General features: G+C 39.2%; 27 protein-coding genes. 13 read left to right on the top strand and 14 right to left on the bottom strand.

Translation table 11 applies throughout. The features are described from left to right. Window positions 1-3: 3 nt before the first annotated feature. The gene (gene purR, locus M1E96_RS11470) at window positions 4-1,029 is read right to left on the bottom strand and encodes an HTH-type transcriptional repressor PurR (protein WP_070929748.1); all 1,026 of its coding nucleotides are present in this window, start codon (window positions 1,027-1,029) and stop codon (window positions 4-6) included. A gap of 270 nt (window positions 1,030-1,299) precedes the next feature. On the opposite strand from purR, the gene M1E96_RS11465 reads away from it, so the two are divergent. Then, the gene (locus M1E96_RS11465) at window positions 1,300-1,383 is read left to right on the top strand and encodes a YnhF family membrane protein (protein ID WP_139158717.1); all 84 of its coding nucleotides are present in this window, start codon (window positions 1,300-1,302) and stop codon (window positions 1,381-1,383) included. A 73-nt stretch (window positions 1,384-1,456) separates the two neighbouring features. On the opposite strand, the gene sodB is transcribed toward M1E96_RS11465, so the two are convergent. Beyond that, window positions 1,457-2,035 carry a superoxide dismutase [Fe] gene (gene sodB, locus M1E96_RS11460; RefSeq protein WP_272579714.1) on the bottom strand — a complete coding sequence of 193 codons (579 nt, stop codon included), beginning with the start codon at window positions 2,033-2,035 and terminating at the stop codon, window positions 1,457-1,459. Between the two features lie 483 nt (window positions 2,036-2,518). On the opposite strand from sodB, the gene M1E96_RS11455 reads away from it, so the two are divergent. Further along, window positions 2,519-2,866: a Grx4 family monothiol glutaredoxin gene (locus tag M1E96_RS11455; RefSeq protein WP_070929746.1), complete on the top strand. Its 348-nt coding sequence runs from the start codon at window positions 2,519-2,521 to the stop codon at window positions 2,864-2,866. Window positions 2,867-2,957: 91 nt separating this feature from the next. Here M1E96_RS11455 and rnt read toward each other — a convergent pair whose 3' ends face one another. Both rnt and gloA read right to left on the bottom strand, forming a co-directional pair. Continuing rightward, window positions 2,958-3,599, bottom strand: coding sequence for a ribonuclease T (gene rnt / locus M1E96_RS11450; RefSeq protein WP_070929745.1), 642 nt, complete (start codon window positions 3,597-3,599; stop codon window positions 2,958-2,960). A 206-nt stretch (window positions 3,600-3,805) separates the two neighbouring features. Next, a complete protein-coding gene (gene gloA / locus M1E96_RS11445; RefSeq protein WP_070929744.1) occupies window positions 3,806-4,213 on the bottom strand; it encodes a lactoylglutathione lyase in 408 nt (135 codons plus the stop codon). A 272-nt stretch (window positions 4,214-4,485) separates the two neighbouring features. Between gloA and M1E96_RS11440 the strand changes: the two genes are divergently transcribed. Both M1E96_RS11440 and slyA read left to right on the top strand, forming a co-directional pair. Beyond that, entirely contained in the window at window positions 4,486-4,725 is a 240-nt protein-coding gene (locus tag M1E96_RS11440; RefSeq protein WP_070929743.1) for a DUF1289 domain-containing protein, read from the top strand. Between the two features lie 674 nt (window positions 4,726-5,399). Then, complete coding sequence (gene slyA, locus M1E96_RS11435) at window positions 5,400-5,834, top strand: transcriptional regulator SlyA (RefSeq protein WP_369427016.1); 435 nt, start codon at window positions 5,400-5,402, stop codon at window positions 5,832-5,834. A gap of 649 nt (window positions 5,835-6,483) precedes the next feature. Here slyA and M1E96_RS11430 read toward each other — a convergent pair. Further along, window positions 6,484-6,951 (bottom strand): glycine zipper 2TM domain-containing protein, encoded by a 468-nt coding sequence (locus M1E96_RS11430; protein WP_070929741.1) that lies wholly within the window; start codon window positions 6,949-6,951, stop codon window positions 6,484-6,486. A gap of 579 nt (window positions 6,952-7,530) precedes the next feature. Here M1E96_RS11430 and anmK point away from each other — a divergent pair. The 4 genes from anmK (at window position 7,531) to pdxY (ending at window position 11,950) form a co-directional block, all read left to right on the top strand. Continuing rightward, on the top strand, window positions 7,531-8,652 hold the full coding sequence (gene anmK / locus M1E96_RS11425) for an anhydro-N-acetylmuramic acid kinase (protein ID WP_272579887.1): 1,122 nt from the start codon (window positions 7,531-7,533) through the stop codon (window positions 8,650-8,652). A 24-nt stretch (window positions 8,653-8,676) separates the two neighbouring features. Next, a complete protein-coding gene (gene pdxH, locus M1E96_RS11420) occupies window positions 8,677-9,330 on the top strand; it encodes a pyridoxamine 5'-phosphate oxidase (RefSeq protein ID WP_369427015.1) in 654 nt (217 codons plus the stop codon). Between the two features lie 253 nt (window positions 9,331-9,583). Beyond that, the gene (tyrS, locus tag M1E96_RS11415) at window positions 9,584-10,858 is read left to right on the top strand and encodes a tyrosine--tRNA ligase (protein WP_070929739.1); all 1,275 of its coding nucleotides are present in this window, start codon (window positions 9,584-9,586) and stop codon (window positions 10,856-10,858) included. 228 nt (window positions 10,859-11,086) lie between these two features. Next, window positions 11,087-11,950 carry a pyridoxal kinase PdxY gene (gene pdxY, locus M1E96_RS11410; protein WP_283125830.1) on the top strand — a complete coding sequence of 288 codons (864 nt, stop codon included), beginning with the start codon at window positions 11,087-11,089 and terminating at the stop codon, window positions 11,948-11,950. 55 nt (window positions 11,951-12,005) lie between these two features. On the opposite strand, the gene gstA is transcribed toward pdxY, so the two are convergent. After that, complete coding sequence (gene gstA, locus M1E96_RS11405; RefSeq protein WP_070929737.1) at window positions 12,006-12,611, bottom strand: glutathione transferase GstA; 606 nt, start codon at window positions 12,609-12,611, stop codon at window positions 12,006-12,008. Between the two features lie 260 nt (window positions 12,612-12,871). Between gstA and M1E96_RS11400 the strand changes: the two genes are divergently transcribed. Then, a complete protein-coding gene (locus tag M1E96_RS11400; RefSeq protein ID WP_272579716.1) occupies window positions 12,872-13,738 on the top strand; it encodes a DUF817 domain-containing protein in 867 nt (288 codons plus the stop codon). Window positions 13,739-13,792: 54 nt separating this feature from the next. On the opposite strand, the gene fabI is transcribed toward M1E96_RS11400, so the two are convergent. The 8 genes from fabI to pspF all read right to left on the bottom strand — a co-directional run bounded on the left by fabI (window position 13,793) and on the right by pspF (window position 22,526). After that, window positions 13,793-14,581, bottom strand: coding sequence for an enoyl-ACP reductase FabI (fabI, locus tag M1E96_RS11395; RefSeq protein WP_369427014.1), 789 nt, complete (start codon window positions 14,579-14,581; stop codon window positions 13,793-13,795). Between the two features lie 150 nt (window positions 14,582-14,731). After that, the gene (sapF, locus tag M1E96_RS11390) at window positions 14,732-15,535 is read right to left on the bottom strand and encodes a putrescine export ABC transporter ATP-binding protein SapF (RefSeq protein WP_070929734.1); all 804 of its coding nucleotides are present in this window, start codon (window positions 15,533-15,535) and stop codon (window positions 14,732-14,734) included. Next, window positions 15,535-16,530: a putrescine export ABC transporter ATP-binding protein SapD gene (gene sapD, locus M1E96_RS11385; RefSeq protein WP_070929733.1), complete on the bottom strand. Its 996-nt coding sequence runs from the start codon at window positions 16,528-16,530 to the stop codon at window positions 15,535-15,537. The genes sapF and sapD overlap by 1 nt, the downstream gene beginning before the upstream one ends. Next, window positions 16,530-17,420 carry a putrescine export ABC transporter permease SapC gene (gene sapC / locus M1E96_RS11380; RefSeq protein WP_070929732.1) on the bottom strand — a complete coding sequence of 297 codons (891 nt, stop codon included), beginning with the start codon at window positions 17,418-17,420 and terminating at the stop codon, window positions 16,530-16,532. Before sapC ends, sapD begins: the two co-directional genes overlap by 1 nt. Beyond that, complete coding sequence (gene sapB, locus M1E96_RS11375) at window positions 17,407-18,372, bottom strand: putrescine export ABC transporter permease SapB (protein ID WP_070929731.1); 966 nt, start codon at window positions 18,370-18,372, stop codon at window positions 17,407-17,409. The genes sapC and sapB overlap by 14 nt, the downstream gene beginning before the upstream one ends. After that, window positions 18,369-20,054, bottom strand: a complete 1,686-nt coding sequence (sapA, locus tag M1E96_RS11370) for an ABC transporter substrate-binding protein SapA (RefSeq protein WP_070929730.1) — start codon at window positions 20,052-20,054, stop codon at window positions 18,369-18,371. Before sapA ends, sapB begins: the two co-directional genes overlap by 4 nt. A gap of 467 nt (window positions 20,055-20,521) precedes the next feature. Next, complete coding sequence (locus tag M1E96_RS11365; RefSeq protein WP_272579719.1) at window positions 20,522-21,064, bottom strand: hypothetical protein; 543 nt, start codon at window positions 21,062-21,064, stop codon at window positions 20,522-20,524. A gap of 457 nt (window positions 21,065-21,521) precedes the next feature. Then, a complete protein-coding gene (gene pspF, locus M1E96_RS11360; protein WP_070929728.1) occupies window positions 21,522-22,526 on the bottom strand; it encodes a phage shock protein operon transcriptional activator in 1,005 nt (334 codons plus the stop codon). Window positions 22,527-22,769: 243 nt separating this feature from the next. On the opposite strand from pspF, the gene pspA reads away from it, so the two are divergent. The 4 genes from pspA (at window position 22,770) to M1E96_RS11340 (ending at window position 24,506) form a co-directional block, all read left to right on the top strand. Beyond that, the gene (pspA, locus tag M1E96_RS11355) at window positions 22,770-23,438 is read left to right on the top strand and encodes a phage shock protein PspA (protein WP_070929727.1); all 669 of its coding nucleotides are present in this window, start codon (window positions 22,770-22,772) and stop codon (window positions 23,436-23,438) included. 69 nt (window positions 23,439-23,507) lie between these two features. Continuing rightward, window positions 23,508-23,738: an envelope stress response membrane protein PspB gene (gene pspB / locus M1E96_RS11350; RefSeq protein WP_070929726.1), complete on the top strand. Its 231-nt coding sequence runs from the start codon at window positions 23,508-23,510 to the stop codon at window positions 23,736-23,738. Continuing rightward, the gene (pspC, locus tag M1E96_RS11345) at window positions 23,738-24,094 is read left to right on the top strand and encodes an envelope stress response membrane protein PspC (RefSeq protein ID WP_070929725.1); all 357 of its coding nucleotides are present in this window, start codon (window positions 23,738-23,740) and stop codon (window positions 24,092-24,094) included. Before pspB ends, pspC begins: the two co-directional genes overlap by 1 nt. 229 nt (window positions 24,095-24,323) lie before the next feature. Beyond that, on the top strand, window positions 24,324-24,506 hold the full coding sequence (locus tag M1E96_RS11340) for a hypothetical protein (protein ID WP_070929724.1): 183 nt from the start codon (window positions 24,324-24,326) through the stop codon (window positions 24,504-24,506). The last annotated feature ends 47 nt before the right edge of the window (window positions 24,507-24,553 follow it).

Genomic DNA, 24,553 nt, shown 5'->3' with positions numbered 1-24,553 from the left:
CGGTTAACGGCGATAATCAATAAATGGTCCATCAGCAACAGAACGGCGCTCGACTAAACGTGGGTGCACTTCAATGGTTTGTGCGTCTTCACGCTTATTCACGATACGGTCGAGTAGCATAGTAAAGGCCATTTGGCCTAGACGTTCTTTGGGCTGGTGGATAGTGGTGAGTGCAGGGGTAAAATAGCGTGCATTACGCACATTATCATAGCCAATGATAGAAATATCTTGTGGAACACGCAGCCCCATCTCATCGGCAGCGCAAATGGCTCCCATAGCCATAATATCACCACCACAAAAGACCGCTGTTGGTTTTTGTTTGTTACTTAAGATTTGCATCATTGCTTTATAGCCGGACTCAGGTTCAAAGTCTCCCTGTACAATCCACTCATCACGTAAAGTGACTTTGGCTTCTTCCATTGCTTTTCGGAAGCCGGTGAGGCGACCAATCCCCGTGTTCCGCTCAAGTGAGCCTGGGATCACCCCAATATCACGATGCCCACGATCAATTAAGTAACGACCCGCCAAGTAACCACCATGAAATGAATTATCAATAATGCTATCAGTAAAATCACCTCGCGACGTCCCCCAATCCATAACGACCATAGGGATATTACGGTAATCTTCTAACATGCTAATGAGCTTTTCTGGGTACTCAGAGCACATCACCAGAAGGCCATCAACACGTTTTTGAGCAAGCATTTGTAAGTAAGCTTGCTGTTTACCTAAGTTATTATGTGAGTTACAAAGAATGAGTGTGTAACCTTTTTCATAACAACTGTTTTCGACAGATTCAATAACTTCTGCGAAATAAGGGGCTTCGCTCGATGTGGCAAGTAAGCCAATCGACTTAGTATGGTTAACTTTTAAACTACGAGCAACAGCACTTGGCGAATAGTTGAGTTCTTTTATCGCAGCCCAAACAGCAGCCTTAGTATCATCGGCTACGAAGCGCGTTTTATTAATTACATGGGATACAGTTGTGGTGGAGACATTAGCACGCTTCGCCACATCTTTAATCGTTGCCATGGGAAAAAAAAACTCCTGACCAATAATCGGTCTTGTTATGAATACTTATTAAAAATTACCAGCATATTGAGGCATAGTTACTTAACTGGCAATAATTTAGCGATTTGTTATGGATTTTGTCTGATCTAGCGCAAAAACAAAAGAAATAATTGATGTTATAACCTGTGATATAGACACTGGTTTTTATAAATCGTCATGTCATACTTATTTAACCTTATACAGTATAGGGTCAAATGGCTGGTTAACTGTTCTTGATAATGAGAGGAACTCATGGATACAGATTTTAAATTCGGATTATTAGCAGCAATTGGTTCTTTGGCAGTGATCATCACATTTGCAATACATATTTTTTAATTTTGCCTTTAAATAGCAAAGGTAAGATCACAAAGGGCGAGCACTGCTCGCCCTAAATGTTGCCAAAAATCAGTTAAGCAAGATTTTCTTCAACAAATTTCCAGTTTACGAGTGACCAGAAGTTTTCTAAATATTTTGGACGTGCATTACGGTAGTCAATATAGTAAGCGTGCTCCCAAATATCGACTGTCAGGATAGGCTTATCATCACCAGAGATTGGTGTTGCAGCATTAGATGTATTAACAATTGCTAAGCTACCATCTGCTTTTTTCACTAACCAAGTCCAACCGGCACCAAAGTTTTTGATTGCTGCATCGGTAAATTGTTGTTTGAAGTCAGCGAATGAACCAAATGCTTTATTTATTGCATCAGCAACTTTACCTGTAGGTTCGCCGCCTGCATTTGGTGCTAAACAGTGCCAATAGAAAGTGTGGTTCCACACTTGTGCAGCATTGTTAAAAATGCCAGCATCAGAAGTTTTAATGATTTCTTCTAGGGATTTACCTTCGAAAGCGGTACCTTTTACTAAGTTGTTGAGGTTAACAACATAAGTATTGTGATGTTTGCCATAGTGGTACTCTAACGTCTCTTCAGAGATATAAGGTTCTAGTGCATTTTTTGCATAAGGTAGAGCGGGTAGTTCAAATGACATTGCGTACTCCTTGTTTGCGTTTTAAACAACACGTATGGGTGTGATGCTCAAAGTTGAGCGAGTAATTGTCTTTTTAATCATGTACATACTAAAATATAGCGCACTGTATGTATCATTTTATCGTCATTAGCGCATTATACCACAATAAAAATATGGTCATGTGCATCATTGTACTATATTAACAAATTCAGCATATAAATACATCGTAAAATCATATAGATAATAAAGCCTAAAATCACAAAATGCGTTTGCTAGAATAAAGCTAATTTGATTTAACTATCTTTAAAAGACTGATAGAGAAAAAATCCCTTTTTCTATTTGAGGGTGTTATAGTAATGCCCCTGTAAAACTGGCATATTGTATGAAACAATGTGTAGTAATATTTTCGGTCAAATATTCTCGCTTAGTAACAGTTGCATCATCTGCATTTGCGATTGTTTACTGACTGCAAAACCAGCACCCAAGCTTTAAGGAAGTAAAAAAATGACGACAATTGAAAGAATCGAACGCCAAATCAAAGAAAATCCAATTCTGCTGTACATGAAAGGCTCTCCTAAGCTTCCTAGCTGTGGTTTTTCTGCTCAGGCAGTTCAAGCTCTATCTGCTTGTGGTGAACGTTTCGCTTATGTCGATATTCTGCAAAATCCTGATATCCGTGCAGAACTACCAAAATATGCTAATTGGCCAACGTTCCCACAATTGTGGGTTGATGGTGAGTTAGTAGGGGGTTGTGACATTATCATGGAAATGTATCAGCGTGGTGAATTACAAGCACTGATTAAAGAAACAGCTGATAAGTATCGCTCAGCTGATGAGGCAAGTGCAGAGTAATTTCCCTGTAGAGATAGTCTAAATAATTCTAAGAAACCGTATTAGTCCCTGATTGGCTAATACGGTTTTTTGCTATGAGACGTTGAATCAACTAGTCTTGTTCGGCTAATGGCCACCCACCTAACTTTTTCCATTTATTGACTAATTCACAGAAAAGTAGGGCTGTACGGTTAGTATCATAGAGCGCACCATGTGCTTGCTTACCATCAAAGGGGATCCCTGCGGTAACACACGCTTTTGCTAAGATAGTCTGACCAAAGACTAGACCGCTTAGTGCAGCTGTATCAAAAGTTGCAAATGGATGAAAAGGATTGCGTTTTAGGCCCGCACGTTCAGCTGCATTCATGACAAAACTATGATCGAACGTTGCATTATGCGCGACGATTATGGCACGGTTACAATCAGTGGCTTTCATACCTTTTCGTACCATTTTAAAAATAGCATGGAGCGCATCATATTCACTGACAGCGCCACGTAGGGGATTTGTGGGATCAATTCCTGTAAATGCTAAGGCTGTTGGCTCTAAGTTTGCCCCTTCAAATGGTTCGACATGAAAATGGAGTGTTTCATCGGGTGATAGCCAACCCTCTTTATCCATTTTTAAGGTGATGGCGGCTATCTCGAGTAGGCCATCTGTTTTAGCGTTAAATCCACCAGTTTCAACATCAATAACAACAGGATAATAGCCCCTGAAGCGACTCACCAGTGCATTTGGATTATTTTTATCAGACATTAGACATTCATATTAGAGTTTCTAGTTGTTGGTTATTATGCCAAACCCAGTAAAATTTTGCATATACCCGTCATAGTTCAAATTGAAGCACTTTTTCATTAAGGTTCAGTGACTACTGTTACTGGCTGTCTTGCTGCACCTCGAATTATTAATAGTATTAAGCTAAGCAGTAATATTTACTGCTTAACTTAAATAACTCGAATTAATTAGTTGCCAAGACCTTTGCTAGCACTTTTATTTTCAATTAATTCAATTTTATAGCCATCAGGATCTTCAACAAAAGCAATAATGGTATTACCACCTTTTACCGGGCCTGCTTCACGTGTGACATTACCTCCTGCATGACGGATATCTTCACAGGTTTGAGCGACATTATCGACGCCAAGGGCAATGTGGCCATAAGCCGTACCTAATTCGTAGCTATCAACTCCCCAATTATAGGTGAGCTCAATGACAGCACCTTCACTTTCATCACTGTAACCAACGAATGCTAATGAATATTTATATTCAGGATTCTCGCTCGTACGCAGTAATCGCATACCTAATACTTTGGTATAAAAATCAATCGAACGCTGCATGTCTGTCACACGTAACATGGTATGTAATAAGCGCATATTAAGACTCCCTAAAAAGTAACTGAGTGAAACTGAATCGTTTTAACGATTAATATAACGTATCTGTGCTCTTGAGCACAACGAAATGGGTTTATACTTGAGGTAATTCAAGTTGCAGTATTATTGTCGAACAAGCTCATATTGCGTCACTTGTACACATTGGTGTCATCTAACTGTACTTCGAATTATTTAATTTTTATTAGTAAATGATAGATATAATCGTATTTATGGAGTATATCATTATTTAATGTTTATCGTTAGGTGGTATTTACATGGCGGAGCAACTTGAGTTTTTTGAAATCCAGAGCCCTTGTCGCGGAATTTGTCAAACTAACGAACAAGGCTATTGTCGAGGTTGCTATCGCTCTCGTGAAGAGCGTTTTGGTTGGTTAAAATTTACAGATCCCCAGAAGCGTAATATTTTACGTTTATGTCGCCAGCGTTATATGCGTTCGCTTGCGATAAAAAAAACACAAGAGGATCCACCTACAGCACAACAAGAGCTGTTTTGACCGGTTCGCCTACCTAGCCTTCCATTGATTGAATATCTATCAAGTATAATTTTTATATTCAAAATACTTCAAGTTGAAGTATTTTACGTTGAAATATGATGATTATATTTATCGGCTACTCATTATATTGTTTTTTAATGAACTTAGCATGCTGCTCTCTTATCATTCAGCAATGTTTAGTATTTTTTTAGTATGATTTAATTGTTAATTAATTCATTGTTATTAATTTGCATTTACACTCTTCAATTAATTTTTATTTATTCAAAATAATGATTAAATAGAAGTAATATAACCCCAAATAACATGATTTTAAGATTAACTATATTTTATTGTTTTTAAAGGGTTAATTGAGAATTGTTATTTTTATTGTTAATTGTAATTACTATAAGGGTTAAAATAGATAGATTTGAAATAGGAGTAAGGCTATTCTTATTAACAAGATAATTGATAGTTTATGTGAGTAAATAAAATGGATTTTAATATATAAAACGAGTGAATTCTGCTAGTGATTGATATCACGAATCAAATGATTGATATTGACTATAAATAGGTATTTATCATGGTTTTTCATAATAATTGGTTGTCATGGCAAGAAGGAGTTAATATATAATTTAAAATATAATTTATAACTTGTATATTTGTTAAACCAAATAGTATTGTATAAGGAGGGAACATTGGAGTCACAAATAGGAACTGATTTATCGCGTGTTGTTCGCATGTGGAGATCATTGATTGATCATCGCTTAAAACCGCTTAAATTAACACAAACACATTGGATTACTTTACATAATATTAGTCAATTACCGCCAGAACAGTCGCAGATCCAACTGGCAAAAGCGATTGGCATTGAACAGCCCTCACTAGTACGAACGCTTGATCAGTTAGAGGAAAAGATATTAATTTCTCGTCATACTTGTGTTAATGATCGACGTGCTAAGAGAATAAAGCTCACTGATGAATCTGAGCCATTTATTAAAACGGTTGATGAAGTTATTGACAATACGCGTAAAGAAATCTTAGGTAATATCACTGCTGATGAGCTAGGGCAGTTATCATTACTACTTTTAAAGTTAGAGAAAAACATTTCTCGCTTACAAGGAGATCTATAATCTAGAAATATTATGACCTATATATTATTCAAATTTAAATTATTTTGAAAGATTATTTACTTTTTCTGATGATATCTATTTTTTGATGTTTATAAAGTAAATTGATTTTATAATTAATTATTAATATGGTTTATTATTTAATGATAAATCGTTAATGGTTTAACTGTTTTATTGAATATAAATGGCTATTAAAGCCAAAACATCATGAAATTTAATGAAAATACGATATTTCAGATTAACCGTTTTTTGAGGGATAAGTAAACACAGCAAGTATGAATAAGTATGAATAACTAAAATTCAATTAACAATTGTATATGAAGCTCTATATTCTAATTATATCACTATTGGCTAGGAGACTGATTGAGCCTAACACAATGATCATATAGATATATGAATAATGTGAGCGAATGAGTCAACAAAGCGATGGTTTGATATATATACTCGAAATAAATTGAGGAGCAGAAGGGGGATAAGTAAACGAACGGTGAGGAACATATAAACTATGTGACTGGCACGAGTGAATCGCGTCCACAACGCTGCAATCTGAAATAGGACGAGTATAGCAGTATTTAAAAAAGAGCTTCACATAACCCAAACTAAACATGTATGTTCACCGAGAGTACCCGGTGAACATATTCTAATACTAATATTAGCGAGGCGAAACAGTAACAGTACCACCACTATTAGCAATCATAACACGTTGTCCAGTACGGAAAGCGCTAGGGTCTTGTTTCTGAACCACGACAATATTCTTGCCGCTATCAAGGCGGATTTCTAACTGTACACCTTGGCTTTTATTCAGAGCACCTTGTGCTTGCTGGCCTGCTAAACCACCAGCAATTGCTCCCGCTGCTGTTGCAAGTGTTTTACCAGTACCACCACCTACAGTATTACCTAATAAGCCACCTAAAACTGCACCGCCAATTGCACCGATGACGTTTTCGTCTTCACCGGCTTGGATAGTAACAGGGCGAGCATTGAGTATTGTTCCGTAAGTGACGGTTTGTACTTGTTTTGCATCTTTGGCTGAAATAGTATCACCAGAAAGTGTACTAGTATTGACACAGCCAGATAACACAACGACTGCAACAACACCAACGAAAACTTTCTTAAGCATAATTACTCCTATGAGACTGGCTGTCTGTGGCAATAACGTAGCATGAATAGCGCTTTTAACTACCATATTAGGTATGTCTTTAAGTTATGCCAAGTTTTAAACGGTTATCAGGCTACTGATTCTGATTTAAACGGGGCATAAACACTAGGTAAAATATCTCAAAGTAGGAAATATTTCCTAATGTAAGGCACACTTTGTTAAATACTTCTCTTAAATAAATTCACGATATAATCATCATTCGATGTTCATCGCACAAAAAGTATTCTCTTAATACCGATGTTTCTTCACTATCTCATCGAGAAATACCTTGGTCTGATAATTATACTATAAATTATAATTAACGAGATGGGTATTAGTGCGTAAAAGTAAATTGTATTGTCTGTATTTTGTACTTTAGGCTTTCTTATTTTGCTTAAAGATTTTTTTCTGCGAGCCAGCACGAGAAATTTTAATGTTCGGTTGACAAAAGTATCAGCCAAAGCACAATCTTTTGAAGTCTAAGAATCGTTTAGCGCTGAATGAAAATGGTATGTAGTTAAGCAACCAATAGAGTATGTGAAACCTAAAGGAACAGTGATGATGATAAAGTCCGGCCGTTATATAGGGATTATGTCTGGAACCAGTTTAGATGGGGTTGATGTCGTTCTGGCAGCGATTAGTGATAAATTTGTTGCTGAACAAGCAAGCGTAAGCATTGGCTTTCCTGTGGAACTAAAAAAAAGAGTGCTTAATATTTGCCAAGGCCAAGAAACAACGCTGTCTGAAGTTGGTAAAATAGACCGTGAACTTGGCTCTCTCTATGCTCAGGCTGTGGAACAGTTATTAAAAGAAACAGGGGTTGCAGCAAAAGATATCATTGCAATTGGCTGTCACGGACAAACGGTTTGGCATGAACCCGACGGAGAAGCACCTTTTACCATGCAACTTGGCGATAATAATCGGGTAGCGGCATTAACAGGTATCACCACTGTTGGCGATTTTAGGCGGCGAGATATGGCGTATGGTGGACAAGGTGCTCCGTTGGTACCTGCATTTCATTTAGCTGTATTAGGACATCCAACTGAAAAACGAGTCATACTCAATATTGGTGGCATATCCAATATTACAGCACTCTTCCCTGGAGCTTATGTTAAAGGTTATGACACCGGCCCAGGAAACATGTTGATGGATACTTGGATATGGCGGCATAAACAACTACCGTATGATGAAAATGGTCATTGGGCCAGTTCTGGTGTGGTTAATCAGGCATTGCTCAAAAATATGTTACGTGACCCTTATTTTAGGCGTTCTGCACCTAAAAGTACGGGGCGCGAATATTTCAATATGCAATGGTTAGACCAACAGTTAGCTGGTTTTGACGATATGTCTCCTGATGATGTACAAGCAACTTTATGTGAGTTGACCGCTGTTTCTATTACTGAACAAATTTTGCTTTGTGGTGGTTGTGAGCGTCTGATTGTGTGTGGTGGCGGTGCAAAAAATACATTTCTTATGCATCGGCTTGCTGCATTGTTGCCAGGAACAGAGGTTGGCACGAGTGACAAATATGGATTAAGTGGTGATGATATGGAAGCCTTAGCTTTTGCTTGGCTTGCTGCAAGAACTATCGCGAATTTATCGGGTAATCTGGCTTCAGTAACGGGGGCTGAGCGTGAAACCGTTCTTGGTGCTATTTATCCTACAAATACTGATGAAAAATGATGGCGTTAAGGAAATAGAAATACGATGAACGAGGTACAAAATCAAGAGTTGGCTGTGTTACGCCGTGAATACACAAGAGGGGGACTGCGTAGAGCAGATCTAACTGCGGATCCTCTCGACTTATTTGAACGGTGGTTGAAGCAAGCTTGTGAAGCTAACCTTAGTGACCCAACAGCGATGTGTGTTGCTACGGTTGATGAAACAGGCCAACCTTATCAACGTATTGTTTTATTAAAGCATTTTGATGAAAAAGGCTTGGTGTTTTACACCAATATGGGAAGTCGTAAAGCGCAGCAGTTAGGAAAAAACAATAAGATAAGCTTACACTTTCCATGGTATCCCCTTGAGCGACAAGTTAATTTTTTAGGGGTTGCAGAACGTTTAAATCCGATTGAGGTAGTAAAGTACTTCCATAGTCGCCCTAAAGATAGTCAGATTGCTGCATGGGCATCACAACAATCATCACGCATTTCAGCTCGCAGTATTCTTGAAGGCAAGTTTTTAGAGCTAAAACAAAAATTTCAAAATGGCGAAGTGCCATTACCGAGTTTTTGGGGCGGTTTTCGCGTGGTATTTAATAGTGTTGAGTTTTGGCAAGGTGGTGCAAATCGTTTACACGATCGCTTTATTTACCAACGAGAAGAGGATGGTTGGAAAATTGATAGATTAGCACCATAATAAAACGTTTTTTAACTGGCACTTAAAAGCTAGGCGCTTTATGCTATAGCTTCGTTTACGAAAACTGACAAGCTATGTTCACGAGAACAACCGCTAGGTGGCGGTCTTGTGGCACTTTTAATAAAAATATACTCGTCATACTTCAAGTCGCAGCGTGTTTCGTTAAGAAAGAGTAGCTATTTCACTTGTTGCTTAGCTGTGCTTTGGATGATTTAAAGTATAGATAGACAAAATACAACTGATGGAGTCATTGATGTCTAGCAATAACCTGATTAAACAATTGCAAGAGCGGGGCCTCGTTGCCCAGGTAACGGATGAGGATGCGTTAGCAGAGAGACTGGCGCAAGGCCCTATCTCTCTCTATTGTGGCTTCGATCCTACCGCTGACAGCTTGCATTTGGGGCATCTGGTTCCCTTGCTGTGTTTAAAACGATTCCAACTAGCCGGGCACAGGCCTGTGGCGTTGGTCGGTGGCGCAACGGGTCTGATTGGTGATCCAAGTTTTAAAGCCTCTGAGCGTAAATTAAATACCGCAGAGACCGTCCAAGAATGGGTAGCAAAAATCCGTAACCAAGTCTCTCCTTTTCTGAGTTTTGATTGTGGCGATAACAGCGCAACATTAGCCAATAACTACGATTGGTTTGGTAAAATGGATGTGCTGACTTTCTTACGTGATATTGGTAAACATTTTTCTGTTAACCAAATGATTAATAAAGAAGCCGTTAAACAGCGTCTAAACCGTGATGATGTTGGTATCTCGTTTACTGAGTTTGCTTATAACTTACTGCAAGGTTATGACTTTGCAAACCTGAATAAAGAACATGGTGTGGAGTTACAAATTGGTGGTTCAGACCAATGGGGCAATATCACATCAGGTATTGATCTGACTCGTCGTTTACACCAAAACCAAGTCTTTGGGATGACAGTACCGCTGATTACGAAAGCAGATGGCACTAAGTTTGGTAAGACAGAAGGTGGTGCTGTGTGGCTTGATCCTAAGAAAACCAGCCCATACAAATTCTACCAGTTCTGGATTAATACCGCAGACGCTGATGTCTATCGTTTCTTGAAATTCTTCACCTTTATGGAACTCAGTGAGATTAATGCACTTGAAGAAGAAGATAAAAACAGCGGTAAAGCGCCTCGCGCACAATATGTTCTCGCTGAAAATGTGACTCGATTAGTTCATGGTGATGAAGGCTTAGCGGCGGCTCGTCGTATTACTGAGAGTTTATTCTCTGGTGCGGTTTCTGATTTAACGGAAGCTGATTTTGAACAGCTCGCACAAGATGGCATGCCATGTATTACTCTGGATTCGGGTGCTGATTTACAACAAGCACTGGTTGATTCTGAGTTAACGCCTTCTCGTGGTCAAGCTAGAACGGCAATTAGCTCAAATGCTGTTGCTGTGAATGGTCAAAAACAAACTGACCCAATGTATGTATTTACAGATACAGATCGCTTGTTTGGGCGTTTCACCCTGATCCGTCGTGGTAAGAAAAACGACTGCTTGATCAACTGGAAATAGCTCTGACTAACCATGGTGAGAATAGCTCGAAGAAAACTTCGGGCTATTTCTAGTCATCATACTTTTTATGGTAGCATCACTAAGAGCCCTCACATTCTGAGTAGATTTTTTGCTTGTTGCTGGGATGCTCTATTTGCTTACCGCAATACAAAGAATGGTGAACGTCTATTCCACTATGGCTAATCACTGATTTCTCTTCATTCGACTTACAATTCTTTTGGGTTTTCCATGAAAAGTGTTCTTTCAATTCAATCCCATGTTGTTTTCGGTCATGCAGGAAACAGTGCTGCTGCATTTCCTATGTGCCGAATGGGGGTCGATGTCTGGCCGCTAAATACTGTTCAATTCTCCAATCATACTCAGTACCCTCAATGGACTGGTACTGTATTTCCTGCGCAACATTTAACGGATATTGTGCAAGGGTTAGCGAAGATCCATAAGCTAGAAATTTGTGATGCAGTGTTAAGTGGTTATATCGGTTCTGCTGAACAAGGTAACGATATTCTGTCTATCGTGAAGCAAATTAAGTTAGTTAATCCACAAGCACTCTATTTTTGTGATCCTGTTATGGGACATCCAGAAAAAGGCTGTATTGTTGCTCCAGGTGTCGCGGAGTTTCTTTGCCAACAAGCGTTACAAGCAAGTGATGTTATTGCGCCTAATTTGCTTGAGTTAGAAACCTTATCAGGAGAAACAATTACAACTGTTGAGCAAGCAGTACAGGCTGCTCGTCAGCTATGTCGTCAAGGCCCTAAGATTGTTTTAGTGAAGCATTTGAGCCGAGCGGGTTACAGAGCTGACCGCTTTGAAATGATCTTAGTGACTGAAGAACATAGTTGGCATGTGAGCCGTCCACTGGTGGATTTTGGTGAAAAACAGCCAGTTGGTGTTGGGGATTTAACTAGTGGATTGATGTTGGTTAATCTACTAAAAGGTGAAAGTTTACCTAAAGCATTAGAGCATGTTGCTGCTGCTGTGTATGAAGTGATGATACAAACTAAGAAAATGGGAGAGTATGAACTTCAGTTGGTGGCCGCTCAAGACAAGATGGTGAAGCCAGAACACAAATTTTGCGCAACTGAAATTGACTAAATAGGGGTTCCAGTAAAACCCGTAGCGCTCACAAAAACGGAGCGCTACGGCTCTATTAAATTAAGCCTTCCGCAGACAATGCTTCTTGTACTTTAGGTCGTTTAGCTATTTTCCCGCAGTATTCACTTAAATGCTTAAGGTGAGAAATATCAACACCAACTAATTTAGTCCAGTTAGTTACTGTAAATAGATAAGCATCAGCAACGGTGAAATTATCATCAGCAAAGAAAGCTCTTTTTGCCAATACATCATCAACATATTGGAATTTTTTAACGAGATTCGCTCTAACAATGTCTTTATAGTCTTCAGGTGTACCCGGAGTAAATAAAGGTGCAAAGCTCTTGTGAAGTTCTGTTGAGATAAAGTTGAGTGCTTCGAGTTGATGATAGCGTTTTAGCGTGCCTGCGGGTGCGATTAAATTCCTGTCTTGTTTTTGATCTGCTAGGTATTGCACAATCACCGCGCCTTCTGTTAGCAGCTCACCATTGTCCAAAAGTAACACAGGGACTTGGCCTTTAGGGTTAATTGCTAAAAAATCTTCACCATCTTCAGTTTTTTTGTCTTTTAAATTGACACGTATAATGCTGAAATCTAGACCTGTTTCACGCAAAATGATGTGAGGAGAAAGGGAGCAAACACCGGGAGAATAATACAATTTCATCATAAAACCCCTAAAAATAGTTATGTTGGCAATGATAACTAGCAAGCTTAAATCCAGTGAATCACAGTATATCATGCTTAAATAAAAAAATTTGTATTAAGATGTCAGTGTTACTATCAGTTTGTAAGGGCATGAGGGGTTATCCTCTTGAATCAATTATTAAGAGTGATTCTTATCTTTTTTAGTTTCATACCTGCTAAAATTTGAGTCAAAAACGCCACATCAAAAATAAATGCTCAAAATAAGTGTAGGTAAACTGAATGGATAGTGAGTACCAGAAGCTGAATGTTCTTCGTAGGTTTGATGATCTGTTAATGGCGCATAGACCTCATAACATTACAGGGTTAAAACGTTTTGTTTTAGAGTTTTGGTTTTTTGGGTTGATTAATGCCAGATCATGCTTATTTGCTGGTTTCTTTTTCTTAGCACTTTTTTTAGTGCCTGCAAAAGGGATTTTAGGGGTACCGCGTTACGATGTTTTGTTAGTTTTTGCTGTTATTTTTCAAGCTCTACTAGTGTGGTCAAAACTAGAAACTTGGGATGAGCTAAAGGCGATTTGTGTGTTTCATATGGTCGGTTTTATTATGGAACTATTCAAAACATCAGCAACGATCGCGTCATGGCAATATCCTGATGAAGCTTATACTAAATTATGGGGTGTCCCTTTATTTACTGGCTTTATGTATGCAGCGGTGGGGAGTTATATTATTCAGTCATGGCGTTTCTTTAAAGTACGTATTCAACATTATCCACCCTATTGGATGGCGACACTTGTTGCACTAGCCATTTATATTAACTTTTTTAGTCATCATTATATTGAAGATTATCGTTGGTATCTTACCGCGTTTATTTTTGGTTTATATGCACGAAGTATGGTTTTTTATACTCCGTTAGATAAAGAACGTAAGATGCCATTATTACTTGCATTTATGTTAATTGGTTTCTTTATTTGGTTAGCTGAAAATTTTGGAACATTTTTTGGGGTCTGGCAGTACCCTAATCAGATTGGGGCATGGTCAGTGGTGCATGCAGGTAAATGGGGAGCGTGGTCGTTATTAGTGATTGTCACTTTCACGATTGTCGTTCATCTTAAACATATCAAAGCAAATGTGGCTATTGCGCGCTAGTCCCAAGATAGCAAAACGCCATCCGAAGATGGCGTCATCGAACTAGAGTATGACTTATTTCAACTCTAATTCATTCATTGCCGCGATGCTAAAACCACCATCAACATGAACCACTTCACCAGTGATACCGGCTGCAAGGTTTGAGCAAAGGAATGCTGAAGTGTTACCAACGTCTTCAATGGTGACAGTACGACGAATTGGTGTTACAGCTTCACAGTGTGCCAGCATTTTGCGGAAGTCTTTGATACCAGATGCTGCCAATGTACGGATAGGGCCGGCAGAAACAGTATTAACACGGATACCTTGAGGACCCATCGCGTTCGCCATATAACGCACGTTAGCTTCTAATGAAGCTTTAGCTAAGCCCATGACATTGTAGTTAGGGATCGCACGCTCTGCACCTAAGTAAGTCAGAGTAAGTAAAGCTGCATCTGGGTTAAGCATGTCACGACATGCTTTTGCCATCGCAACAAAGCTATATGCACTGATGTCGTGAGCAATACGGAAACCATCACGGGTAACGGCATCAACATAGTCGCCATCTAATTGATCTGCTGGAGCAAAACCAATTGAGTGCACAAAGCCATCAAATTTAGTCCATGATTTTCCTAATTCAGCAAACAGAGCGTCAATACTTGCATCAACCGCCACATCACATTCAATAACGATGTTAGAGTCTAAAGATGCCGCGAACTCTTCAACGCGTGGTTTCAGTTTTTCGTTCTGATAAGTAAACGCTAATTCAGCGCCTTGTTCACGCATTGCTTTTGCAATACCGTATGCAATTGATAATTTACTGGCAACGCCAGTGATTAGAATGCGTTTGCCGGTTAAAAAACCCATAGCATTATCCTTGTTTATTTTCTATTGAAAACGCGAATATAACAGAAGACACTGTGTCTTGGGTAGTTTTCGCATCTCTTATTGACGAATCGGCTATATATTACCATGTATTATATCAAGAAGGATATTTTGCTGCGCTTGTCGGAGCAGTCAAAGATCCTGACGCCATGCATCGATTGAAAGAGGTTCACCAAAATGACTCTCAATTAATCGGCGAGTAACATCATGCAGCGGAGCTGCTAATACCTCAGCAGTATTACCGCGCTCAACGACAACGCCTTTATCCATTACTAACATTTTATCACTAATATGTTTCATCATGCCTAAATGCTGTGTGACATAAATATAGGCTATATCTTGCTTTGCTTGTAATTCGAGCATTAGATTAATTATTTGCGAGCGCATCGACATATCTAGGGAAGCTAATGCTTCGTCAGCAATAATAATTTCAGGTTGTAAAATTAGCGCTCTGGCTAATGCAACACGTTGTTTTTGCCCAGAAGCTAGCATATGTGGGTAATACTCTGCATGATCAGGCAATAAACCGACTTGGCGTAAGGTTTGAATAATACGCCGTTCTCGTTCAATACCTGTCAACTCAGTATTGAGTTTTAAAGGTAACTCAAGTGTTTGGCCGATACGTTGTCTTGGGTTTAATGAAGTACTGGGATCTTGAAATATCATGCGTATTCGCTGACTACGATAACCATAATCACCATAATTGAGCTGATGTCCACGGATCATAATTTCCCCCGCGGTTGGCTCTGTGACGCCTGATAACATCCGAGCAAGTGTTGATTTTCCCGAACCGTTAGCACCAATAATGGCTAAGGTTTGTCCTGCTTGCAAATTGAAACTGAGTGGTTTCACCGCTTCTAATTCATAACGACGAAATAGTCCTTCACGAAAACGAAACGTTTTTGTGAGGTTACGTACCTCAAGTAGTGCCTCCATTAAGATTGCTCCTCCGTATTCAGCGGATAATGACAAGCGAATAGGTGGTTTTTAATATTACGCAGTGGTGGGGCGACAATACATGTACGTTGTGCATAAGGGCAACGCGGACCAAGCCTACAACCAATTGGCAAATGCTCTAATGATGGGATAGCTCCAGGTAACGTATTTAATCGTCCTTTATGAGGAATAGGGCTTTCAAAGTCAGGAATTGAACGAATAAGCGCTTGTGTATAGGGATGGTGTGGACGTTGTAGAATATCTTCAGGAGTCGCACTTTCAACAGTTTGCCCGCAATAAAGCACGTTAATTCTATCCACTAACTTGGACATTAGTTCCATATCATGGCTAATTAATAATATGGACATATTATTATTTTGATTTAGTTTATCGAGTAAACGGAAAATCTGCGCTTGAGTGGTTGATTCCATAGCATTTGTGGGCTCGTCAGCAATCAATAAGCGTGGCTGATTGGCAATAGCAATCGCGATCATCACCTTTTGACACTCACCATCGGTAAGTTCATAGGGGTAGCTACGCATGATATCTTTATGATCTTTAATGCCTACACGATGTAATAATTCAATAGCGCGACGCTTTCGCCAATTAAAGCGTTGCCACCAACGGCCTTTATAAGTCCAGCCGGGGATCGCTTGTATCAGTTGCTTACCGATGTCTTCAGAAGGGTCAAGGCAAGATTGCGGTTCTTGAAATATCATTGAGATATTATGACCGATCAATTTGCGTCGTTTTCGTGGGCTAAGTTTTAATAAATCAATATCTTGAAAACGAAAACGGTCAGCGGTCACTCGAATATTGTCTTTAGTGACACCACAAATGGCTTTAGCAATAAGACTTTTGCCTGAGCCTGATTCACCCACTAATCCACGTACTTCCCCTTCAGATAGGGTCATGGAAATACGGTCGACCGCTTTAACAGGGCCGTTAGCCGTCAAAAACTCAATGGTCAAATTGCGGATGTCTAACAGAGGCATTATTCAACTCCCGCATTAATAGCTCGGTGCAATCCATCACCAAGCAAATTGACGAACAGGACACTGATCATAATTGCAGCACCGGGTAAAATCACTGACCAAGGTGCAACATAAATCAGCTCTAAAGTATCGCCTAACATCGCTCCCCATTCAGAAGAAGGTAACTGAGCGCCAAGATCAAGAAACCCTAGTGCAGCAATATCTAAAATGGCAATGGATAGCGCACGTGTCAGCTCAGTAACAAGGATCGGGGTAATATTCGGTAATACGGTATACCACAAAATAAAAATATTTGATGCACCATCCAACCGTGCAGCAACAATATATTCTTTATCTAATTCATCATGAACGGCGACATAAATTGTTCTGACCATACGTGGGATCAACGCCAAACAGATAGCAAGCATGGCATTTTGTAAGCTTGCTCCCATAAAAGCGACAACGATAATGGCAAGTAGCAATGATGGAATAGACAGTAGGGTATCAAGTACGTGATTAAAAACCGCAGATTTTAAACCACGGGTCATACCAGCAAGGCAACCAAGTATTAGGCCAACTAAGGTGGCAATAAATGTCACGAGGAGTGCTGCGCCAAAAGTGGATTTTGTGCCAATGATCAAACGACTCAGGATATCTCGCCCTAGATCGTCAGTTCCAAGGAAAAAAGCGACATTACCGTAATGAGACCATGATGGTGGCAATAACTGATAGCCTAAAAACTGCTGATCAATGGTATAAGGCGCAAGATACGGCCCTACGAAGCACAGTATTAATAGAAACAGTACCCCATAGAAACCGATCATAGAAATGATATCAGAAGAAAAAATATTCCAAACCACCCGTGTTGGGGATGGCATCTTCTGTTCACGATAAAAATTATCTGAGGACATACCAATCCTTATGTTTCAACGGATCCATCATCGCCCCTAAAATATCAGACAATACGTTAACGGTGATCACTAAAGCCCCTATTAGCATCACGCCAGCAGAAATAGCTGAATAATCTTGCTGGCGGATGGCGGTTACCAGCCAACGACCAAGCCCTGGCCAGTTAAATACTAACTCTGTAACCATTGTCAGGGTTAACATCGTTGAAAATTGCAGCCCCAGTTTTGGAATAATTGGGGGGATTGCATTGTGAAATATATGTCGCCGAATAATTGTTAATCTTGATAATCCACGTGTTGCAGCGGCCTTAATATAATTTTCACTAGCAATTTCCTCGGTGCTATTACGAACTAAGCGAATAACTTCTGTCGTAGGTGCTAAAGCCAATGTTAATACAGGTAAAATCATATGTTCCAAAACATTAATGATCATTTGTTGGCGATAAGGTGAATCAGAAAGCCAAGCATCTATTAATGCAAACCCAGTAACAGATTCTAAATTATAGAGCAGATCGATTCTTCCAGAAACAGGGAGCCAACCTAAACGCAGTGAGAAGAACAGCGTTAGAACTAAAGCTAATACAAAAACGGGTACTGAAAAGCCGAGTAAAGCAAATGTGCTAATCGCGATATCTGCGGGCTTATTACGCCAAAAAGCGGCAATCATACCTAATGGTATCCCCACAATTAAAGCGAACATAAAAGCTAAGATACATAGCTCCATGGTAGCTGGAAAGGTATCTCTTAGCTGATCTGAAATAGGTTCACCATTGATACTAGAAACACCAAAATCGAAGTGCAATAAGCCATCAAAATAGAATAAATAAGCATCATAAAGTGAAGCGCCACTCAATGGTGCATTAGGGGTAAAATAGCTCAGACTAAAACTGACCAAAGAAAGAAAAAATAGCGTGATGAACAATAATAGTATGCGTCGCAGCGAGTAAATAATCATGGTTGCTGCTCCTGCTTACGGTCATTTTGGGGGCTATTTTCATTCATATCTCGATAAACACCAGCAAATGAGGTATTACCAAATGCACTAATGACTAATCCTTTCATATCAAAACGATAGGCTTGTAAGCGTAATGAATAAGCCAAAGGTAACACGGGAAGATCATGACTCAATATTTGTTGAGCTTGATGATAGTAGTCAATTCGTTCAGCTAATTGCTCAGTGAGTAACGCTTTATGTAATATTTCATCAAAAGTTGGGCTACACCAATGGCTTAGGTTAGTTTGCGAGGCGATCGCTGCACAGCTTAATAATGGACGAAAAAAGCTATCAGGATCGTTACTGTCGGTAGCCCAACCGGCCAATGTCATATCATGAGAGCGATCCATCAATTGATTTTCTTGAAAGCGTCCTTCTACAGAGCGAATATTCATAATGATCCCCACCTGAGCTAAATCCGCTTGGATCAGCTCTGCCATCTTTAGTGGGCTAGGATTATAGGATTGTGAAGAAACAGGAACCCAAAGGTCGAGTTTGAGGTTTTCAAGACCAAGCTCTTGCAACATTTTTTTCGACAACTCAGGATTATAATCCGTCACTTTAGCTTGATTATCATAAGCCCAAGATGCACGTGGGAGGATTGAAGCTGCGGTTTCTGCGGTTCCGTAATAAATAGATTGCATTAATCTTTCATTATTAATTGCGTAAGCAATAGCTTGACGCACTTTCAGTTGGTCTAAAGGGGGCTTACTGGTATTAAAGGCTAAATAGGCAATGTTCATGCCTGAGCGCATTGAGATACGTAATCGTGGATCATCACGTAAAACAGGTAATTGACTCGCAGCAGGGTAAGCTAATACATCGCACTCTCCGGTTAGCAGTTTGGAAATACGACCTGTTCCCCCGGCACCCATATCAATAACCACTTCTTGCATGCGTGGTTCACCTTTCCAGTAGTTATTATTACGCATCAAACGTACAAATTGGCCTGCTTGGTAATCGTCAAGTCGAAATGGCCCTGTACCAACAGGGCGCCAGTCAATCATTTCTTGGCGATTGATACTCGAAAGGTAATCCGCATACTCAGCCGACAAAATAGGTGCGTAATGGGTAGCTAAATGCCATAAAAAAGAGGTATCAGGCGCATTTAAACGAAACTCAACGGTATAGTCATTAAGTTTGCGAATACTTTGCACGCTATTGGCGAATTGTAAGCTATCAAAGTAGGGATAACGGCCACCATTAATATAATGATAAGGATGATGGACTTCAAACATGCGTGAGAAACTAAAGACAACATCATCTGCGTTCATATTACGCGTAGGAGTAAACCAAGGAGTTTCTTGAAATTTGACATCTTTACGCAGTGTTAGCCGATAAGTCGCACCGTTATCGAGCACTTTCCAGTGAGAAGCGACTTCAGGAATTAGCTGATAGGTGAATGGGTCTACATCCAACAAGCGGTCATAAATTTGTGCCGCAAGTGGATCGACAATCAGGCCACTACTCACTAGCTGTGGATTAAATGTCGTGACAATGCCATTAACACAGTAGATAAAGCCATTTTGACGAATGTTTTTAGGAACATCATTCGCTACGGTATCTCTGTATGAGACATTGCCACTAAGAGCTTGGGCTGTTAGTGAAAGAGTAAATAGAAGCCAAAGAGTTATTAGGCGCATATCACTGATATCGTTAACCTGAAATGACCTATTGTAGCTTAAAAATGGGTCGACAGGGTATAAGCAAAATATTAGCTATTTTTTATACCCACTCTACTTCAAGTTGTAGTGCCTTTTATTAAGGATGGTGACTGCATTCACTGGCGCTAGCCACCTAAATATGTGTGCTTCTAGCGACCTGTTTACCAGCAACAGGAATTCGTTAGAGTATGGAGCAAATCGAGATTGTTGAATCAGCGAGCGAAACACGAAATAAAATTTAATTGTTTAAATATCAAACTGTTATTCTTTAATGAGAAAAAATCTCATTAAAGCGCTTTACAAATACTACTGATAACTATTATCATTCTCTTTGCCGCCTAAGCAAAAGCTTAGGTCTAGGCATGACATTGCTCACATTGCTTCCAGTGTTTTTTTATAGCCAGCATGGGTGCTGGCTTTTTTTTATCTAAAACTTGGTTGATTTATTAATGAATAAGTCCAATAGCTTTTAGGCCTTCGTCATTAACATTTCCTTGTAATGTGCACATTAGTTTAACCGTTCCATTTTCCTTGTTTGCTTCTATAAAGAACAGCTTCTCTGCTGAATTTCCTGTAGGTGCAATACCACTGACTGGCGCTAAATTATGTTGCCAAGGATCTTCATTGGTATTACGCATCATGGAGTTAGCGACATAATATCCACCCCCTTCAATTAGAGGGAGTTTGGTTGATACACGTTGTATAACACCAAGCTCTGCTTGTGAGGTTTCAAATCCCCAAAAATAGAATTTGCCACTTATATTATCGCTAGGGATGATTTTATAGCGATCGAGGTCGATAGCGATGGCAATAAAATGATCAATCTCAATACCTTCTTCAGTGGTATGCTGTAAAGGAATTGAAATGCCGTTGTCACTGAATAATTCTGATGGACTGATGGCATCGGGGATCATGGTAAATTGCTTATTTTGATTTATTTGTTTAAAGAATGAATTGTCACACTTAGAAAGTAATTTTATAATATCCATTGCATGACTAGAGTAGCTAATACCCATAAATAAAAAAATAATATCATTTTTTTAAGGCAGTCATTTTTTTACCCTTTAATGTAGTCAGAAAAGAAATATTCATAAAATCATAAAATTAATTATTAGCATTAATTAAAGTAAGGTGATTATTCGATTTTAATTTTTATTATGTGGTTAAGTGTTTTTACTTATAATTGTTGATGAATATAATTAGCAATTTATTTTACCAATTAATAATAGGATGGTATATAAATAATAACAATATTATAGTGTAAATAATCTCTGTCATAGTCTAAATAGCCGCTAAGTCACTTAAAATTTATGGCGGTGTTATATTTAATTCTAGTTTTTTCAATGTGTTTCAGTATTTACTCTGAAATTTCAAGTAGGGAGCAATCAATATAATCTCTATCATTTTAGCTAGGTTAATATTAACCTAGCATTTAAATTTTACTCATTAAATGTTATTTACTTCAATTTGATGTTTTTTAATTAATCCTCTAATTTGATCATAACTTAATGATAATCGCTGAGCTGCTTTACGTTGATTAAATTGGCATTGCTGTAACGCATGCTCAACTAATTGTTTTTCACTTTGTTGTTGCCATAAACGTAAATCACAAGGAAGTGAAGGTAGTGGGGAGATATTATCAAATTCAGATTGTTTGGGGCCTGCAAGCTCAGATAATTTTTCACCAAAGGGGTCAAATATAATCGTCTCAACAAGTTCTTCACTTTCACCATGACGATACACCGAGCGTTCGACAACATTTTTTAGTTCACGAATATTTCCCGGCCAAGAATAGTGTTCGAGAGCATGTCGAGCTTTTGTACTAAAGCCACTAAAATAAGGGCGTTTGAGTTCACCACTCATGGCTATCGCAAAGTACTCAGCTAGCAACATAATATCGGAGACACGTTCACGTAGGGGTGGGATGCGGATCACTTCAAAGGCAAGCCTATCGAGTAAATCAGCTCTGAAACGACCTTCTTTTGCTAATTCAGGGAGATTTGCATTAGTAGCACAAACGAGTCGTACATCAACTTTGAGAGATTGACTGCCGCCAACACGCTCTAATTCACCATATTCAATGACGCGTAGTAATTTTTCTTGTACAGACATGGGGGCTGTGGCAAGTTCATCTAGAAATAAAGTACCTTTATCTGCCCGTTCAAAACGGCCTTGATGGCGTTTTTGGGCACCAGTAAAAGAACCTGCCTCATGACCAAATAACTCAGAATCAAGTAAATTCTCATTGAGTCCACTGCAATTAAGAGAGATAAAAGGCTCTTGCCAGCGGGGGGATAGAAAGTGTAAGCGGTCGGCAATCAACTCTTTACCTGTACCTCGTTCACCAATTACTAAAATAGGTTTGTTAAGTTTGGCTAACTCAGAGGTACGTTCAAGGACATCTAAGAAATTAGATGAATTACCAATAATGGTATCGTTAGTATTTTTCATGGTTATTTTCACCAATAGTTGGTTTTATTGACCTGATATTAACTATAGTTTACTGTACGAGAAAATGATATAAAAATAATTTATTTCTTTTTATTCATATGGTTAATGATTTTTATTAAAAGTTGGCATGCTGCTTGCAATATGTTTTATGTAATAGTCAAACGGAGCATCACGTATTGGTGGGAAGCCAAAATCGGGTTGAGGCTCTACTGAATGATATAATCCATCAAGAGGAAATAAATAATGGGTATTTTTTCACGTTTTGCCGACATCATTAATGCAAACATCGCATCTTTGCTAGATAAAGCAGAAGATCCGCAAAAAATGATCCGCCTGATGATTCAGGAAATGGAAGATATGCTAGTTGAGATCCGCTCAACCTCTGCGCGTACTTTAGCTGAGAAAAAAGGCTTAGAACGTCGCATTGAAATGGGCGAAAAGCAAGTGGCAGATTGGCAAGAAAAAGCTGAACTAGCACTGGTTAAAGATAAAGAAGACTTAGCTCGCGCTGCACTGATTGAAAAACAAAAAGTGAGCGCAATGGTTGATACACTGAAACATGAGCATATTATTGTTGAAGAAACCTTAGCTCGTTTGAAAGGTGAGATCACTGAGCTAGAAAATAAATTGCAAGAAACGCGCGCTAAACAGCAATCGATGACGGTTCGTTTAGAGGCTGCACAATCAAGCCGTAATGTTCGTCGCCAATTAGATAGCGGTAAGCTGGATGAAGCAATGGCACGTTTTGAGCAATTTGAGCGTCGTATTGACCATATGGAAGGTGAAGCGCAAAGTTATGGTATCGGCAAACAGAAATCTTTAGATCAGCAATTTGCTGAACTAAAAGCAGACGATGAAATTAGCGCGCAATTAGCGGCGCTTAAAGCTAAAATTAATACTAACAAAGAATAGTTATGATAATTCCCCTAATGCTGCATTAGGGGAAAAAGATAATATTACCATTTGATATAAGGAAATGTGATGGGCTATGTTTTTCTGTCTCTCGTATTAATTATTTTTGTTATCTTTATTCTACCGTTTTGGTTGTGGCTGCATTACAGCAAACAAAAAAACGGTCAGGAGAGCCAGCTAACAGAAAATGAAATTCAGCGCTTAATGCAGCTTGCTGAGCAATCACAACGTATGCAACAACGCATTAAAACGTTAGAAGATATTCTGGATGCGGAACATCCAAATTGGAGGCAAAAATAATGACTCATTTTCGCAACCGTAAATTATATCGTTTAACTGATCGCCGAGTATTTGGCGGTGTGTGTTCCGGTATTGCGCAATATCTTGACGTACCGGTTGCATTGGTCAGAGCATTGACAGTATTGGCTCTATTTATGAGCTTTGGTATCACACTGGTCATATATATTGTTATGTGCTTTGTTGTTCCTAATGCACCAAGTGGCTATCGTGCCGAACAAGATATTAGTGCAGAGGTGACCAGTTTATTTAATGAGGTGGATGCTCAATTAAAATCAGGGGAATTACGTTTACGCCAAATAGAGCGTTATGTGACTTCTGATACCTATACGGTAAATAGTAAGTTTCGTGATTTATAATTCAAACACCCCCATCTGCGTTTTCGGGGGATAATGGAAATCATTATTCCCTAAAACGTATACGCGTCATACTCTAAGTTGCAGTGCTTTACGTTGAGGTATGGTGAATAGGAGCATTCGCGTCAGCTACCGTGTTTTCTATACGCCTAGCGGCTCGTTTGTTTGTTGCTTCGCTGTACCGCGAATTATGTAGAACATGCTTACTTATTGAAATTTATACGGTAAAACAATGCATACTCATATCAAACGCAAATTCCAGCAGCAAGTGAAAAAGCAGGCTGTCGGTAAGGTATTGAAGGTCGTTGTAACATTAGCTATGACCTATGGCCCAGGTGGAGTCATTGGCAAAGTGATTAAAATCGTTGGCAGCAAATGGGTCATCAGTTACCTAACAAAACGTCTAACCCGTTAAAAAATAGCGACTATGCTTGCATTCTTGCAATTCGTGATGAGCGAATT

The sequence above is a fragment of the Providencia sp. PROV236 genome (assembly GCF_033676985.1).
GTDB classification, from domain to species: Bacteria; Pseudomonadota; Gammaproteobacteria; order Enterobacterales; family Enterobacteriaceae; genus Providencia; species Providencia manganoxydans.
The sequence above is the reverse complement of the archived record's forward strand: the minus strand, read 5'-3'. Positions and strand labels throughout refer to the sequence as shown.

Bases quoted from the DNA above. Each gene is read 5' to 3' on its own strand.
- purR (WP_070929748.1), bottom strand. From the start codon at position 1,029: ATGGCAACGATTAAAGATGTGGCGAAGCGTGCTAATGTCTCCACCACA.
- M1E96_RS11465 (WP_139158717.1), top strand. From the start codon at position 1,300: ATGGATACAGATTTTAAATTCGGATTATTAGCAGCAATTGGTTCTTTG.
- sodB (WP_272579714.1), bottom strand. From the start codon at position 2,035: ATGTCATTTGAACTACCCGCTCTACCTTATGCAAAAAATGCACTAGAA.
- M1E96_RS11455 (WP_070929746.1), top strand. From the start codon at position 2,519: ATGACGACAATTGAAAGAATCGAACGCCAAATCAAAGAAAATCCAATT.
- rnt (WP_070929745.1), bottom strand. From the start codon at position 3,599: ATGTCTGATAAAAATAATCCAAATGCACTGGTGAGTCGCTTCAGGGGC.
- gloA (WP_070929744.1), bottom strand. From the start codon at position 4,213: ATGCGCTTATTACATACCATGTTACGTGTGACAGACATGCAGCGTTCG.
- M1E96_RS11440 (WP_070929743.1), top strand. From the start codon at position 4,486: ATGGCGGAGCAACTTGAGTTTTTTGAAATCCAGAGCCCTTGTCGCGGA.
- M1E96_RS11430 (WP_070929741.1), bottom strand. From the start codon at position 6,951: ATGCTTAAGAAAGTTTTCGTTGGTGTTGTTGCAGTCGTTGTGTTATCT.
- anmK (WP_272579887.1), top strand. From the start codon at position 7,531: ATGATAAAGTCCGGCCGTTATATAGGGATTATGTCTGGAACCAGTTTA.
- pdxH (WP_369427015.1), top strand. From the start codon at position 8,677: ATGAACGAGGTACAAAATCAAGAGTTGGCTGTGTTACGCCGTGAATAC.
- tyrS (WP_070929739.1), top strand. From the start codon at position 9,584: ATGTCTAGCAATAACCTGATTAAACAATTGCAAGAGCGGGGCCTCGTT.
- pdxY (WP_283125830.1), top strand. From the start codon at position 11,087: ATGAAAAGTGTTCTTTCAATTCAATCCCATGTTGTTTTCGGTCATGCA.
- gstA (WP_070929737.1), bottom strand. From the start codon at position 12,611: ATGAAATTGTATTATTCTCCCGGTGTTTGCTCCCTTTCTCCTCACATC.
- M1E96_RS11400 (WP_272579716.1), top strand. From the start codon at position 12,872: ATGGATAGTGAGTACCAGAAGCTGAATGTTCTTCGTAGGTTTGATGAT.
- fabI (WP_369427014.1), bottom strand. From the start codon at position 14,581: ATGGGTTTTTTAACCGGCAAACGCATTCTAATCACTGGCGTTGCCAGT.
- sapF (WP_070929734.1), bottom strand. From the start codon at position 15,535: ATGGAGGCACTACTTGAGGTACGTAACCTCACAAAAACGTTTCGTTTT.
- sapD (WP_070929733.1), bottom strand. From the start codon at position 16,530: ATGCCTCTGTTAGACATCCGCAATTTGACCATTGAGTTTTTGACGGCT.
- sapC (WP_070929732.1), bottom strand. From the start codon at position 17,420: ATGTCCTCAGATAATTTTTATCGTGAACAGAAGATGCCATCCCCAACA.
- sapB (WP_070929731.1), bottom strand. From the start codon at position 18,372: ATGATTATTTACTCGCTGCGACGCATACTATTATTGTTCATCACGCTA.
- sapA (WP_070929730.1), bottom strand. From the start codon at position 20,054: ATGCGCCTAATAACTCTTTGGCTTCTATTTACTCTTTCACTAACAGCC.
- M1E96_RS11365 (WP_272579719.1), bottom strand. From the start codon at position 21,064: ATGGATATTATAAAATTACTTTCTAAGTGTGACAATTCATTCTTTAAA.
- pspF (WP_070929728.1), bottom strand. From the start codon at position 22,526: ATGAAAAATACTAACGATACCATTATTGGTAATTCATCTAATTTCTTA.
- pspA (WP_070929727.1), top strand. From the start codon at position 22,770: ATGGGTATTTTTTCACGTTTTGCCGACATCATTAATGCAAACATCGCA.
- pspB (WP_070929726.1), top strand. From the start codon at position 23,508: ATGGGCTATGTTTTTCTGTCTCTCGTATTAATTATTTTTGTTATCTTT.
- pspC (WP_070929725.1), top strand. From the start codon at position 23,738: ATGACTCATTTTCGCAACCGTAAATTATATCGTTTAACTGATCGCCGA.
- M1E96_RS11340 (WP_070929724.1), top strand. From the start codon at position 24,324: ATGCATACTCATATCAAACGCAAATTCCAGCAGCAAGTGAAAAAGCAG.